Source organism: Vibrio sp. 10N.261.55.A10, from assembly GCF_041470825.1.
In the GTDB taxonomy this organism is placed as follows: domain Bacteria; phylum Pseudomonadota; class Gammaproteobacteria; order Enterobacterales; family Vibrionaceae; genus Vibrio; species Vibrio crassostreae_C.
Genome location: NZ_JBFRNC010000135.1, coordinates 1 through 405, shown reverse-complemented (window position 1 = coordinate 405; position 405 = coordinate 1). Strand labels below are relative to the sequence as shown.

1 pseudogene is annotated in these 405 nt (G+C 43.5%); it reads left to right on the top strand.

The window, feature by feature from the left end:
* Window positions 1-17: 17 nt before the first annotated feature.
* Window positions 18-405, top strand: a pseudogene (locus AB4274_RS22080) (glutathione S-transferase family protein); the annotation flags it as partial.

The window sequence follows — 405 nt, the reverse complement described above, 5'->3', positions numbered from 1 at the left end:
AGAGTGGCATTGAGGGAGTGCAATACGCTCTCCATCTCTATACGATGACTGATGACCAATACACTGGTCGAGCGACTGTGCCTGTACTTTGGGATTGTGGTGATAACAAAATCATCAACAACGAGTCTGCTGATATTCTTCATATTTTGAACGAAGACTTACGACCGATTCATAATTCAAACATCAATTTGTACCCGACTGAGTTGCAGTCACAAATTGAAGAGTTTAATGGCAGTATCTACGACAGCTTAAACAATGGCGTGTATCGCGCAGGATTCGCTTCCAGCCAGAAAGCTTACGACGAAGCCATGGTTGATATTTTCGCTCGCTTAGAAGAACTGGAAACACATTTTGCGAATAACGATTTTGCCGTTGGCAACCAACTAACCGAAAGCGACATTCGGT